Annotated in this window: 11 protein-coding genes; 4 read left to right on the top strand and 7 right to left on the bottom strand. The window is 43.1% G+C overall.

Translation table 11 applies throughout. From position 1 onward, the window contains the following. Positions 1-71: 71 nt before the first annotated feature. From FAZ19_RS22240 to FAZ19_RS22230, 3 genes are read right to left on the bottom strand one after another with little or no spacing between them, the layout of a single operon-like run. Positions 72-1,061: a mannose-1-phosphate guanylyltransferase gene (locus FAZ19_RS22240; protein WP_136822976.1), complete on the bottom strand. Its 990-nt coding sequence runs from the start codon at positions 1,059-1,061 to the stop codon at positions 72-74. Positions 1,062-1,082: 21 nt separating this feature from the next. Beyond that, complete coding sequence (locus tag FAZ19_RS22235; RefSeq protein WP_136822975.1) at positions 1,083-1,604, bottom strand: exonuclease domain-containing protein; 522 nt, start codon at positions 1,602-1,604, stop codon at positions 1,083-1,085. 44 nt (positions 1,605-1,648) lie between these two features. After that, entirely contained in the window at positions 1,649-2,926 is a 1,278-nt protein-coding gene (locus tag FAZ19_RS22230) for a replication-associated recombination protein A (RefSeq protein WP_136822974.1), read from the bottom strand. Positions 2,927-3,164: 238 nt separating this feature from the next. Here FAZ19_RS22230 and FAZ19_RS22225 point away from each other — a divergent pair, with 238 nt between their 5' ends. Beyond that, a complete protein-coding gene (locus FAZ19_RS22225) occupies positions 3,165-4,265 on the top strand; it encodes a tetratricopeptide repeat protein (protein ID WP_136822973.1) in 1,101 nt (366 codons plus the stop codon). Positions 4,266-4,437: 172 nt separating this feature from the next. After that, the gene (locus tag FAZ19_RS22220) at positions 4,438-6,555 is read left to right on the top strand and encodes a carboxy terminal-processing peptidase (protein WP_136822972.1); all 2,118 of its coding nucleotides are present in this window, start codon (positions 4,438-4,440) and stop codon (positions 6,553-6,555) included. 75 nt (positions 6,556-6,630) lie between these two features. Here FAZ19_RS22220 and pgi read toward each other — a convergent pair whose 3' ends face one another. Continuing rightward, entirely contained in the window at positions 6,631-8,277 is a 1,647-nt protein-coding gene (pgi, locus tag FAZ19_RS22215; RefSeq protein WP_136822971.1) for a glucose-6-phosphate isomerase, read from the bottom strand. Between the two features lie 80 nt (positions 8,278-8,357). Between pgi and prfB the strand changes: the two genes are divergently transcribed. After that, positions 8,358-9,441 (top strand): peptide chain release factor 2 gene (gene prfB, locus FAZ19_RS22210; protein ID WP_136822970.1). Its coding sequence is split into 2 segments (ribosomal slippage): positions 8,358-8,417 and positions 8,419-9,441, totalling 1,083 coding nucleotides; the frame shifts between segments, so codons are not numbered across the junction. A 90-nt stretch (positions 9,442-9,531) separates the two neighbouring features. Here the strand turns inward: prfB and dcd are convergent. Next, entirely contained in the window at positions 9,532-10,068 is a 537-nt protein-coding gene (gene dcd / locus FAZ19_RS22205) for a dCTP deaminase (RefSeq protein WP_136822969.1), read from the bottom strand. A 700-nt stretch (positions 10,069-10,768) separates the two neighbouring features. Between dcd and FAZ19_RS22200 the strand changes: the two genes are divergently transcribed. Beyond that, positions 10,769-11,407: a 4'-phosphopantetheinyl transferase family protein gene (locus tag FAZ19_RS22200; RefSeq protein WP_136822968.1), complete on the top strand. Its 639-nt coding sequence runs from the start codon at positions 10,769-10,771 to the stop codon at positions 11,405-11,407. A 5-nt stretch (positions 11,408-11,412) separates the two neighbouring features. Here FAZ19_RS22200 and FAZ19_RS22195 read toward each other — a convergent pair whose 3' ends face one another. Both FAZ19_RS22195 and FAZ19_RS22190 read right to left on the bottom strand, forming a co-directional pair. Then, complete coding sequence (locus FAZ19_RS22195; RefSeq protein ID WP_136822967.1) at positions 11,413-12,453, bottom strand: AI-2E family transporter; 1,041 nt, start codon at positions 12,451-12,453, stop codon at positions 11,413-11,415. Positions 12,454-12,524: 71 nt separating this feature from the next. After that, positions 12,525-13,298 carry an enoyl-CoA hydratase/isomerase family protein gene (locus FAZ19_RS22190; RefSeq protein ID WP_136822966.1) on the bottom strand — a complete coding sequence of 258 codons (774 nt, stop codon included), beginning with the start codon at positions 13,296-13,298 and terminating at the stop codon, positions 12,525-12,527. Between the last annotated feature and the right edge of the window lie 43 nt (positions 13,299-13,341).

Here is a 13,341-nt window from a genome sequence, read left to right as displayed (position 1 = left end):
CTTTCTTTTTTTTTGTAAAAACTCTAAATTATTCATTTTCGAATCAAGTCTAACAGCTTGATATCACACATTTACAGCAGAGGCGAATTATTATTTTCCAATTCTTCATACAAATGCTTGACATCTTGTGAGGATCGCTTATGCACTACCAGGATGGCATCTTCGGTATGGACGAGAATGGTATTTTCTACCCCCAAGAAAGACACATATTTTTGGGTACCGATAACCATATTGCCACTGCTATCCACCTGATGCCCTTTTACTTGGAGGTAATCATACAACGAATCGTAAGACCCCATGTCGGACCAAATAAAGTTAGAGGGAATGACTTTTATGCGTTCACTGCGCTCCATTACGGCATAATCAATGCTCTTTGAGGGTATCTTAGCGGAAAGATCTGCTGAAAATGGGCCTCCGTTGGCAGATTCATACACTTCTTTGGATGTGCGGAATACTTTGGGCTCGAAACGGAACAGCTCCTCCAAGTAAATGGATGCCTTAAAACAGAATATTCCAGAGTTCCATAAAAAGTTTCCTTTTTTCAGAAATTCCTTTGCGGTATCTTCATTGGGTTTTTCGCGAAAGGAAAGCACATCGTTTCCTTGATATTCAATGTAGCCATATCCGGTCTCCGGACGTGTAGGCTGAATACCGAAGGTGACTAAGAAGCCTTCTTCGGCATATTTTATCCCTTGGCGCATGATATGCTCGTACGCTTCCTGGTTCTCGATTAAATGATCTGATGGCGTAACGATCAAAATGTCGTCCGGATCGCAGGCTAATGCCGCAAAAGCAATTGCGGCAGCGGTATTGCGGGGGGCGGCTTCGACAATCGTATGACTGTTGGCATCGGGAAGAAATTCTCTTGCGAGGTCTACATTCTTGATACCTCCCACCATAAGCGTTTTATCGGTGATCTTCTGATTTCGGGCTACTGTCAGTTCAAACAGGGACTGTCCTTCAAACAAGGGAATATATTGTTTGGGCTTTGCCTTGCGAGATAACGGCCATAGACGTGACCCCACGCCCCCAGATAATATTACATTAACAACAGATGCCATATAGTTTATTTTCGTAGATATCTAAATGATTAAAGAATCAGCTGCTCTATCTTGATGTAGATATAACAGCGCGCTTGCGCGGGCGTCGGAGAGTGCATCGTGATGGTCTAATGGAATACCCATAACCTGACAGCACATACTTAATTTTGTTTTTAAGAAACCTTTGGCTCTATAGATATTGCTGGTGCAATCCCATTTCTCGGGTAGATCTAACGCTTTATAGTTCAGTCCGTAAAACTTCATCGTGCGCTGCAAGACTGACCGATCAAAAAGCTCGTTGTGCGCAACCATCTTTTGATGGGATAATAAGGGTGCTAGCTGAGGAAACAGTTCGCTGAACGTGGGTGCAGTCAACGTGTCTTTTGCTTTAATTCCATGCACCCGCGTGGTCTGCCACATATATTTATTCTGTGGGGGCTGTACCAAACTATAGAATTCATGGGCGATTTTGCCATCCACTACATTTACGATTCCTACCGAGCATACACTCACATAATCGGAAGTGGCTAATTCAAAATCTATCGCGGTAAATGTTTCCATCATCGTACAAAGTTAACAATTTGATGTTAGATATTAGATTCTAGTATCTAATACCCATATTTTTCCTTCCATTTTTCTTTTAATGACTGCCGGAGCTTGTCTTCCGCACTGTTTTTACCGGGGTTGTAGAGTTTGGTATTCTGAATGGTATCGGGCATATACTCCTGGTTTACAAAATTACCGGTAAAGCCATGGGCATACTTATATTCGACACCATAGTTTAGTTCTTTCATGAGCTTGGTTGGTGCATTGCGCAGGTGCAAGGGTACTGACAGGTCGCCGGTCTGTTTTACCAATGCCTGTGCTTTATTGATGGCTTCATAGGCGGCATTACTCTTGGCGGAACTGGCAAGATACGTAACGGTCTGCGAAAGAACAATCCTGGACTCTGGCCAGCCTATTACATTGACTGCCTGAAAACAGTTATTGGCCAACAGAAGGGCATTTGGATTGGCATTACCTATATCTTCTGAAGCTAAAATCAACAACCGCCGTGCAATAAAAGAGGGGTCTTCACCGCCTTCTATCATCCGTGCCAACCAATATACGGCAGCATTGGGGTCGGAACCACGAATGGATTTGATAAATGCCGAAATGATATCGTAATGCTGTTCGCCCGTTTTATCATAACGCATATTTTGCTGCACCTGCTGCAGGACAAAATCATTCGTAATGGTCTTACCGTACGGCACCGCCGCATTCACAACGAGTTCAAAAACATTCAGCAAACGCCGGGCATCGCCACCGGATATACGAATCAATGCATCAAACTCGTTGATCTTTATGACATCATTTTTTAAAAACTCATCTTCCTTGATGGCTTTCTGAATCAACGAAACCAGGTCTTCCTCGCTCAAATTTTCTAATACATAAACCTGACAGCGCGACAACAAGGCTGAAATCACTTCGAAAGACGGATTTTCTGTGGTAGCGCCGATAAGGGTGACTAAGCCCTTTTCGACAGCGCCTAGTAACGAATCTTGCTGGGACTTCGAAAATCGGTGGATCTCATCAATAAAAAGAATGGGCTGCTCTTGGTTGAAGTTCATCAGCTGCTCGGCCTTATCGATAACTTCCCTTACATCCTTGACCCCTGATTTGATGGCACTCAAACTGAAAAAAGGTCGGTCGAGTTCTTTGGCGATCAGAAAGGCCAAGCTTGTCTTCCCCACCCCCGGGGGGCCCCAGAGTATCATGGACGGGATATTTTGCTGTGCTATTGCATTACGAAGGACGGCATCTTCGCCTACAATGTGCTGCTGACCGACATAATCGTTTAAATTCTTGGGCCGTAATCGCTCTGCCAACGGAATTCGTGTAACCATATCTACAAACTTAAGTGATTTTATCCAAACTCAAATAGCTACCGCGCGAACTTAGTGAAGTAGGCAGGGATTTCGCTTTTAACTTTTTTGTCCGTTTCTCGTCCTTGCGAGAAGGAGGTACGACGACGAAGCAATCTCGTTATTGGGCTTAGAATGCTTTTAAAAGCGAAGTCCCTGTGAAGTAGGCGCGACGTTTGTGAATATAAAGCATTTTAAGTAAATTTGATAAAATAGTTATATGCAAAGATCTTTTTTTATTCCCATCGTATCTGTACTAGTGACTGTTTTTCAAGTAGATTTAGTCGTAGCCCAACGTCAGGAGGTACCGCTGGATCCGGCTGGATTCGTCACAAAATATGATACCGAATTCGAGGGTGTGGGGCCAAAAGTGTATGTACTGCCTGCTCCGCGGACGAAAGAAGAAATGCTCACGGATACATTCGCAGAAATTTTATCGTTCCAGGATAGTATCCAACAGGCTATGGTCTACCAACGTCTGATCGCTGATTTTAAATCGACGAACAACGAGGGTCTGGTAAAAACAATCGTAAACCCGCTACCGCAAGATGAACTTGGCTGGAATACGGTAATTGAAACCAACATACAGCAAGAAAACCACGGAATAGCCTATGGATTGCTTAATGAATATGCCAACCAGTCTTTATCCATAGAACAGATTAACCGTGCGATCGCACTCTTAGAGAGTGCTTTACAACAAGCAAACAAACAGGAGAACACACGCGATCGTGGAATTATTCAATCGAACCTGTCTTCGCTATTGATCTATTCTAAAAACTTTATGGAGGCGGGCAACTATGAAGAGGCCTATTACCAACAAGCTGTAAAGGATAAAAGCATCGTGGAGCAGGCGGAATCGTTGGTGAAAATAGCCAAGATACAGGCGCAAGACAAAGACTTCAATTCGGCTGAAAACACCATTATCCGAAAAGCTATCCCCTTGTTTAACAGGAGCAAACATTACGAAGGTAAACTATTGGCCTGGCAGGAATTGGCCTCGATTTACCAGATGCAAAACAAACACACGGAAGCACAATGGTTTTTAATACAGGCTCGCGATCTGGCCGAAACAAAGAATTTTCCGAATGAGCTCGCCGAGATAGAATATATGTTGGCTTCGTCTAAAATCATTCAAAAAAACTACAGTGTCGCAAAAAAAGAGCTGGATCGAGCGAATAATCTTGCGCGCAAAGAGAACAACAAGCTGCTGCAGCTGGCCATTGTCGAAAAACTTGGCCGTATCAACATGATCCAACGCAATATTGATGATGCGGCTGAGAATCTTGAACATTACTGGGCCCTGAGGACCGAGCTTTTTTAAGCAAGGCACCCCACAATCCGGGCGTACTACGAAAGTTACAAGTGAATTGACACATTTTAGTAATTTATTACGTTAAGCAGATATAAGCTTGACATTTTTTTAACTAAATTTAGCCCTTTCAGAATTTGGAGAGAATTTTGCAAGAAGAATGACAATTAATACTACGTTACATATGTTTAAAAATTTAATTTTTTGTTTAGCCTTGATCTCTGTGGTGGCATGTGGATCTAAACCACGCGTGCAGTTGGAAGAGGGAGGGATAAACTTAGTTCCTACAGTACAACATGAGGTGATCGCTAAAGAAGTGGCTATGCTGCTGGAAAACCATAGCTATAAGAAGGTACCTATGAGCGATTCGGTATCTGCCATCGTTTTCGACAATTTGATAAAGTCGGTAGATCAAGGTAAAACCTACCTTATCCAAGCGGATATCGACGGTCTTCAACAGTATAAACACACCATCAGTCAGGATTTCCGGGACGGTGATTTATCGGCATCCTTTCTTATTTTTAATATCTATTCACAGCGTTATCTCCAATGTATGGAATACGCACTGACACAGATAGATGCTCCCCATGATTTTACCATCGAAGAGAACTACTCTAACTTTAGAGAGAAACTGGATTGGTTTAAATCGGAAGAGGAGCTGAAAGACCAATGGCGAAAACGCGTTAAATATGACTTGTTAAATCTTCGCCTGACTAGCACAGACAAAGATGCCGACCAGGATAAGCACAAAGAGACGCTCCGCAAACGTTACAACAACTTGATCTCGCAGGCTAAGAAGACGAACTCGAACGATGCTTTTCAGTTGATTATGACTTCCTTAACGGATGCTGTAGATCCACACACGACGTATTATAATCCTTCTTTCGCCCAAGCTTTTAACGAAGGTATGTCCAACACGCTTGAGGGAATCGGCGCACGTCTTCAGATGGAAAATGAGATGGTAACGATCAAGGAAATCATTGCCGGAGGCCCTGCCTTTAAAGACAAACGTTTGGAAATGGATGACCGTATCATCGGGGTAGCTCAGGATGATGGTGAATTCGAAGATATTATCGGCTGGCGCTTGGATGCAGCGGTAGCGAAAATCAAAGGCCCTAAGGGTACTGTCGTACGTTTAAAAATACTTCCGGCAGGGCAAGAGCTCACCGCACAACCGAAAATCATTGCTTTAACGCGTGAAAAGATTGTGATCGCGGAAGAGTCTGCTCAAAAATCGGTCAAAACCGTTCGGGGTGAAGATGGCAAATCCTATAAAGTGGGGGTGATCACCTTGCCTAAATTCTATATTGATTTTGAGGGTTACCGTAAGCGTGATCCTGACTATAAGAGTACTACACGGGATGTGAAATTAATTTTGGACAGCCTGAACGACGAGAAAGTGGATGCTGTGGTACTGGATTTACGTAATAACGGCGGAGGCTCGCTCCAGGAGGCTATCGAGCTGACAGGATTATTCATTGATAAAGGCCCTGTCGTGCAGGTACGTGATGCCCGTAACCGGGTGCAAGTGGAGAGTGATACCGAAAGTGGCGTAAAATGGAGCGGTCCGTTCGGCGTGATTATCAACAGGTTCTCGGCGTCTGCATCTGAAATTTTTGCTGGTGCGATTCAGGATTATGGCCGGGGTGTTATCTTAGGTTCCACGACCTATGGAAAAGGAACGGTACAATCGGCTATTGAAATGGCACGTTTTATCAGTCCGACAAACAGGTTATTGATGAAGGCTGCTGGAGGCGATCCGGATGTTCCTAATGGTGCGCCGGAATTTGGTCAGATCAATATTACGATGGGTAAATTTTACCGCGTAAATGGTAGTAGTACACAACATAGGGGGGTAGATGCTGATGTGATCTTTCCGACGCAGTATTCTGCTGAGAAGTTTGGCGAAAGCTCAGAGCCATCGGCCTTGCCTTGGGATCAGATAAAGACGACGACATATGCTAAAGTTGGGGATCTTACGACAACGATTCAAAAACTGAATGCTGCGCATCAGGCGCGTATGGCAAAATCGCCGGAATATAAATTCTTGCTGGAAGATATTGAAGAGTTTAATAAAGATGAAGCAGTGCCTCAAATTAGCCTGAACGAGATAAAACTAAAAAAGGAACGCGATGATAGCATGGCCAAAAATAGGGCGCGCATCAATAAAGTACTGGAACTGCGTGGGCTTCCACTTTGGAAAGAGGGCGAACCGCAGCCGAAAGTAGAATTTGACTTCCTACTGGACGAAAGTTTGAACGTGATGTCGGATTTTATTCCACTAGCCAGTCTTAGCAAGTAATATTGCTTATAAACAGAAAAAACCTTCAACACGATTACGCGTTGAAGGTTTTTTCTGTTTACGATAATCCTATTCCTAGCGCCAGGCCTTGTATTGATTGATCAATCCGTTGGTAGAGCTATCATGACTTGAAATCGCTGTATCACTCTCCAATTCGGGCAATATTCTATTTGCCAGCTGCTTCCCTAACTCTACTCCCCATTGGTCAAAGCTGAAAATATTCCAGATTATACCCTGAACAAAGATCTTATGCTCATAAAATGCGATCATTGTTCCTAAAGTTCGTGGCGTAATTTTCTTGATCAAAAAGGAATTACTTGGACGATTGCCCTCGAACACCTTATAGTTTTTTAATTTCTCTATTTCCGCTTCTGATTTGCCTGCTTGCTCGAGTTCGGCGACGACTTCTTCCTCACTCTTACCGTTCATCAATGCTTCGGTCTGTGCAAAAAAGTTAGATAACAACAATTGATGGTGATTGCCGAGGGGATTATGTGAAATGGCTGGCGCAATGAAATCGCAGGGGATCAGTTTTGTTCCCTGGTGGATTAACTGGTAGAATGCATGCTGCCCGTTGGTACCAGGTTCTCCCCAAATAATAGGTCCGGTTTCGTAATCTACCCTGTTGCCATTTCGGTCTATATACTTGCCGTTACTTTCCATATCTCCTTGCTGGAAATAAGCTGCGAAACGATGTAAATATTGGTCATAGGGCAATATGGCGTGACTTTCGGCTCCGAAAAAATTATTGTACCAGATGCCCAATAGCGCTAATATCACGGGTATATTTTCCTCAAAAGGGGCCTCTTGAAAATGTGTGTCTGCTTCGTAAGCACCTTGTAATACCTCTTCAAAATTGTCGAACCCGATCGAGAGTGCAATAGAAAGACCGATGGCAGACCATAGGGAATAACGGCCGCCTACCCAGTCCCAAAACTCAAACATGTTCTTTGGATCGATACCGAATGCCGAGACACCTTTTTCATTTGTACTCAAAGCGGCAAAATGCTTGGCTACATCGGCTTCCGTCGCTCCGGACTTAAGGAACCAATCTTTTGCCGTCTGGGCATTTGCCATGGTCTCTTGCGTGGTAAATGTTTTTGATGCGACTAGAAAGAGGGTTGTTTCTGGGTTGAGCCCCTTCAGCGTTTCTGCGATATGGGTGCCATCTACATTGGAAACAAAGGAAACGTTGAGGTGTGTTTTATACGATTTTAACGCTTCTGTCACCATAACGGGCCCCAAATCCGAGCCACCAATACCGATATTAACAACATCTGTAATCGCTTGTCCGGTATAGCCTTTCCACGCTCCAGAATGGATCTGCTCGCAAAAGGCTTTCATCTGCGCTTTTACCGCTTTTACTTTCGGCATCACATCTTCATTATCTACGATAACGGGCTCTCCGGATTGATTACGCAAAGCGGTATGCAATACCTGCCGCCCTTCGGTAACATTTATTTTTTCGCCTGAAAACATCGCCTGGATCGCCTTTTCCAATTGACATTCGCGCGCTAATTGCATCAGTAATGCAAATGTTTCGGCATTGATTCTATTCTTGGAATAATCTAGAAGGATATCATTCAGCTGCACGGAATAATTTTCAAAACGCAGAGGGTCTTCTTGAAAAAGTTGCGCGATGGATTTTTCGCTGATGGTGATATAATGATCTGCCAGGTACTTGTAGGCTGGGGTTTCTGTAAAATTGATGGATGGTAGCATATTTGATTCTGTTTAATCCAAAGATAAGAATTCTGAGCAGTTTATGCTAGTTTTCAGGTTGTACTGTTTACATTTGCGTTATGACAAAAGAACATATTCAAGACTTGAGGGACAGAGTGACGGCCCTGAGGAGGCATCTTTGACATAGATGCCAAAAAAGAGGAGATAGCGGAACAAACTGAAATCACCCTACAGCCCGACTTTTGGGACGATTCTAAAGCAGCGGAGGTCATCTTACGCGCGATTCAGATCACCAAAGTATGGACCGATCAGTACGATGAGGTTTCCTCGGCTGTAGACGACACCAACGTTTTGTACGAATTTTTCCAGGCAGGCGATGCTACGGAGCAGGAAGTCGAGGAGCAGTACCAGATTGCGCTGGCTCATGTCGAAGACCTCGAATTTAAAAACATGCTCAGTGCAGAGGAGGATCAATTGGACGCCATCTTACAGATCACGGCTGGTGCAGGTGGTACGGAGAGCTGTGACTGGGCAGCAATGCTCATGCGTATGTATATCATGTGGGGAGAAAGGCATGGCTGTAAAGTAACGGAACAGGATCACCAAGAGGGCGATGTTGCCGGTATAAAATCAGTAACGTTGCAGTTATCGGGCGATTTTGCCTATGGTTACCTAAAAGGCGAAAATGGGGTTCATCGCCTTGTACGTATTTCGCCCTTTGACTCCAACGCCAAAAGACACACTTCTTTTGCATCGGTATACGTATATCCGCTAGTAGATAATAATATTGAGATCGATGTTAAAGATTCCGAAATCGAATGGGATACTTTTCGTGCCGGAGGAGCTGGTGGACAGAATGTAAACAAAGTCGAAACAGCAGTACGTCTTCATCACAAACCGACAGGTATTATTATCAAAAATCAAGAATCCCGATCACAGCTTCAGAACAAAGAAAATGCACTAAGGCTCTTAAAATCGCAGTTGTACGAGATTGAAATGCGCAAACGTGCAGAGGCTAGCGCAGCTATTGAAGGGTCTAAAAAGAAAATTGAATGGGGATCACAAATACGTAATTATGTATTGCATCCTTATAAATTGATTAAAGATTTACGAACCGGCACGGAAACCTCCAACACGCAAGGGGTACTGGACGGGGATCTGGATGAATTCTTGAAATCCTATCTGATGGAATTTGGTGGCTAGTATTGAACAAGGATAAAAGGAACAAGGATAAAGGATTGAAAAACTTTCTTCGTTCCTTTAGTCTTTATTCCATCTATTCATGTTTCTTGTTTAAAACGAATTCTTCCACATCATACTTTCTACCGGACGCACGGTTTTGCTATTGTATTTGGCATTGCCTTTTGTGTTATATAGCGTCTCGATCTCTCCTTCAACAGCAAAGTAAATCAACTGACCGACAGGCATACCCGCGTATATACGAACAGGTTGTGCAACCGAAATTTCGAGTGTCCAGGTATTACAGAAGCCGACATCTCCTTTTCCGGCAGTGGCATGGATATCAATACCCAATCGGCCTGTACTGGATTTCCCCTCTAAAAAAGGAACATGGGCATGGGTCTCGGTATATTCTAATGTTACACCCAGATACAAGGTATTAGGCTGTAGTACAAAGCCTTCTTCCGGGATTTCGAAATGATCTATTTCATTGTGCTTCTTAGCATCTAAAACACGATCCCTGTAGGTTGCCAGATGCTTTCCTAGATGCACATCATAAGAATTTGTACCTAAACACGTACGATCATATGGTTCAATAACAATCGTTCCTTTTTCTATTTCTTCTAATATTCGCTTGTCTGATAAGATCATATGATAATTTAATAACTAGCCGCGCCAGAAAGTTTTCAAAAATACGTTATTACTTGAATCCAAGCAACTTTTAAAATCAATAAGGGGTTTTAATGAAGTTTTAAATTCGATATTTTTTGAGTCTGGTCCACCGCCTTACCTTTCCGCCACTAGCCGTGGCAGGGCTTCTCCTTTCTCCTTGACGAGAAAGGAGCAAAGAGTCAAGACTTGGTCAATGTTATGCTAAAAGCTTTTGGATTTACTAAACAGATCTGAGCCGTTGCACTTCGTAGATCTGTTCTTAACGCAAATCCAAAAGCTTTCTTAACGCTACATCGACCTAGGTCGTCCTTTTAAATTCAGCTAAAGTTTAAACTAATATTTAAGAATAAAGCACTATCCTTTCATCACCGATAAATGTCGCCTTAGCCATTTGCCTTTTGCAGGAGGAAGCACGGACCACTTTGGCAAATGGGTACAGCGACGACTTTTTGCTTCTTTTTTTAAGGTAAACGGCGTAGCCCTCATTCATACAAAAAATAAACACATATGAATAAAAAGAAGGCCCCTGTCGCGGGCAAGCGACAAAATAAATTTGATTAAAATAAACCTGCCTTTAATCCCATCAATTAACCTTAAATAAACAAAAGCCCACAATTCATGTATAACATGTTTTTAAATTTAATGTTGCCATTTCCCTTTTTACTGTTTACATTTATCTATGGCACTGGTATATTTAAGAGAGCTAGACAGCACAACCAAATTTGCAATTTGGAAGATTGAAGAAAATGCGCAAGAGCTCTTGGCGAAACTTCAATTGGATGAACATGAAAAAGCAAAGCTCCAGCAGTTTGGTAAAGGCAAACGAACGTTGCATTGGTTGGCTACCCGTGTGCTGCTGCGTTATTTATTACAGACGAGCGAATATATCAATTGCCCTTCAGATTCAAATGGTAAGCCTTACCTTCCAGACTACCCGTATAAAATTTCGCTGACCCACTCTTTCGATTATGCGGGCGTGATGCTCAGTACCAATGGGGAATGTGGAATTGACCTCGAAATCGTAAAAGACAAGGTACTGCGGATTAAAGAAAAATTTCTTAAACCAGAAGAGCTTACGTTTATTTCCGCTAAACATGAGGTCGAACAGCTATATGCCTGCTGGTGTGCCAAAGAGGCGGTTTATAAGTTGCAGGGGAATAAAGGCGTTTCTTTTCTGCATGACATGACCATAAAACCATTTGACTATAAGGCACAAGGGGTGATGACCTTAGTGCTACAAAAGGACAGTGATGCGCATGAATTTCATGTACATTATGAAAAATTCAACGCCTATATGTTGGGATATGTAGTAGAATAACCGTATTAATGCTGCTCCAACTGATCTCGCTTTAGCGCCAAACGCTTATTGGCTTTATAAATTTTTACGGCTATTAAAAAGTAGGCTAGAAGAAGGGGGCCATATACTAATCCCATGATTCCGAACAATGGCAACCCGATAATAACCCCTACTACGGTAATGATAGGATGGATATCGCCTATTTTTTTGGCAATTATAAGCCTTAATACGTTGTCAATATTGATGACTAGACCAAAACCCCAGAGTAATAATCCAACAGCTTGCCAACTCTGACCTTCGGCGAACAGGATCATTGCCGCCGGAACGAAAATCAGGGGCGGACCTATAAGTGGAATAAACGATAGTATAGCGCAGATAACACCCCAAAATAGGGGATCCGAAACGTCAAAGATCCAAAATCCCAACGCAAGACAGCCCCCCTGTACAATCGCTATAAAGGTCTGACCGACGATATTGGAATAGGTAATGTTTTTTAACTCATTACCAAATTCTACTGCATTCTCCGCGTCAAAAGGCATATAAAAAACGATGCCATTTTCGAAGCCTTTGTAATTGACAAATAGAAAGTACAAGATAAAATACATGACAGATATTTCTAAAAAGATATTGGCCGCCATACCCAAAACGGCTGTCAACAGTTCACCGGCATAGGCTGCACTGGCTTCAAGCTGCTCCTTTAGAAAGTCGGGCTTGCCCAACTTATCACCGACAAATGTATTGATCGCATCAATAATACTGTTTATCCAGTCGGGATTATCTTGTAGCTCCCTTGCTTTATTCAAAAGCATAGAGCCAATACCTACAAATGGAAGGACAATGATGAAAAGGGAAATAATAATAATAAACACCGAAGAAAGCGGCTTAGGCCAATGCCAGTTTTCGATCAGAAACCGATTGAGGTTTCGAAATAGGGTGTACATGACCATCGTTCCCAGAATAGCACTAAAAATTCCCTTTAATGCATACATCAGTATAGCACCGAGAAAAAGGACAATAATGAGGATGATGATATTCCGTTCCTTTTGTGAAAAAACAGCGTTATTCATATGTCAAAAAATCGTTTAGGGAGCTTGATCGCTCGAAAAAAATGTATCTGTAATGGTATAACAACAATGCACTAGAAATTTGGTTTTCGTTTTTCAATAAAGGCTGCAATCCCTTCCTTTGCTTCCGGAGAGGCGAAGCATTGACCGAATAACTCAATCTCCTTCTCAAACCCCTTTTGAGGAGTTTGTATTGCGGTATTTACCGCATCAATCGCCTTGGAAATGGCATTTGGTGATCTAGCAAATATCTTCTGAAGGAGTTGCTTACTGAAATCCATGATCGCAGCGGGATCAACGACATGATTCACCAGCCCCCAGTTATATGCCTCGTTGGCTCCTACCCTGTCGGCGGTCATGATCATCTCAAGGGCTTTTCCGCGCCCTATCAGCTGGGTGAGGCGCTGCGTACCGCCATAGCCAGGTATAATACCGAGGGAGACCTCGGGTAGCCCCAGCTGCGCATTGGTGGAAGCCACCCGGATATGACAGGACAAGGCTAACTCCAGACCTCCTCCAAGTGCAAAGCCATTGATAGCTGCGATCACGGGTTTAGAAAAATTGTAAATCGTATCCATAAGACCGTGTCCCTCCTTGGCTAAGGTCTCGGCGCCTGCATCATCCAAGGATGCAAATTCGGTAATATCTGCACCTGCAACAAATGCCTTCTCTCCCGCTCCTGTAAGGATCACTCCCCTTACTTCGGATTGCTGCTCCAGAAACCGGAATGCCGCGGTAAGCTCGAGCACGGTCTCCCGATTCAATGCATTTAATTTCTGTTCTCTATTTACGGTCAAAACTGCAGTTTGATCGGTTACCTGCAAGAGTAAGTTGTTATATGATGTCATTTCTACGTATTTACGGTTACAAATCTGTGAGGTATTATCTGCT

Origin of the sequence: Sphingobacterium alkalisoli (genome assembly GCF_005049105.1) — a bacterium.
Lineage (GTDB): Bacteria > Bacteroidota > Bacteroidia > Sphingobacteriales > Sphingobacteriaceae > Sphingobacterium > Sphingobacterium alkalisoli.
Note: the sequence above shows the minus strand (reverse complement) of the source record. Positions and strands in the feature narration are given on the sequence as shown.

Excerpts from the sequence above, each read along its gene's own strand:
- FAZ19_RS22220 (WP_136822972.1), top strand. The coding sequence starts at position 4,438 with ATGTTTAAAAATTTAATTTTTTGTTTAGCCTTGATCTCTGTGGTGGCA.
- FAZ19_RS22195 (WP_136822967.1), bottom strand. The coding sequence starts at position 12,453 with ATGAATAACGCTGTTTTTTCACAAAAGGAACGGAATATCATCATCCTC.
- FAZ19_RS22235 (WP_136822975.1), bottom strand. The coding sequence starts at position 1,604 with ATGATGGAAACATTTACCGCGATAGATTTTGAATTAGCCACTTCCGAT.
- FAZ19_RS22230 (WP_136822974.1), bottom strand. The coding sequence starts at position 2,926 with ATGGTTACACGAATTCCGTTGGCAGAGCGATTACGGCCCAAGAATTTA.
- pgi (WP_136822971.1), bottom strand. The coding sequence starts at position 8,277 with ATGCTACCATCCATCAATTTTACAGAAACCCCAGCCTACAAGTACCTG.
- FAZ19_RS22200 (WP_136822968.1), top strand. The coding sequence starts at position 10,769 with ATGGCACTGGTATATTTAAGAGAGCTAGACAGCACAACCAAATTTGCA.
- dcd (WP_136822969.1), bottom strand. The coding sequence starts at position 10,068 with ATGATCTTATCAGACAAGCGAATATTAGAAGAAATAGAAAAAGGAACG.
- FAZ19_RS22240 (WP_136822976.1), bottom strand. The coding sequence starts at position 1,061 with ATGGCATCTGTTGTTAATGTAATATTATCTGGGGGCGTGGGGTCACGT.
- FAZ19_RS22225 (WP_136822973.1), top strand. The coding sequence starts at position 3,165 with ATGCAAAGATCTTTTTTTATTCCCATCGTATCTGTACTAGTGACTGTT.
- FAZ19_RS22190 (WP_136822966.1), bottom strand. The coding sequence starts at position 13,298 with ATGACATCATATAACAACTTACTCTTGCAGGTAACCGATCAAACTGCA.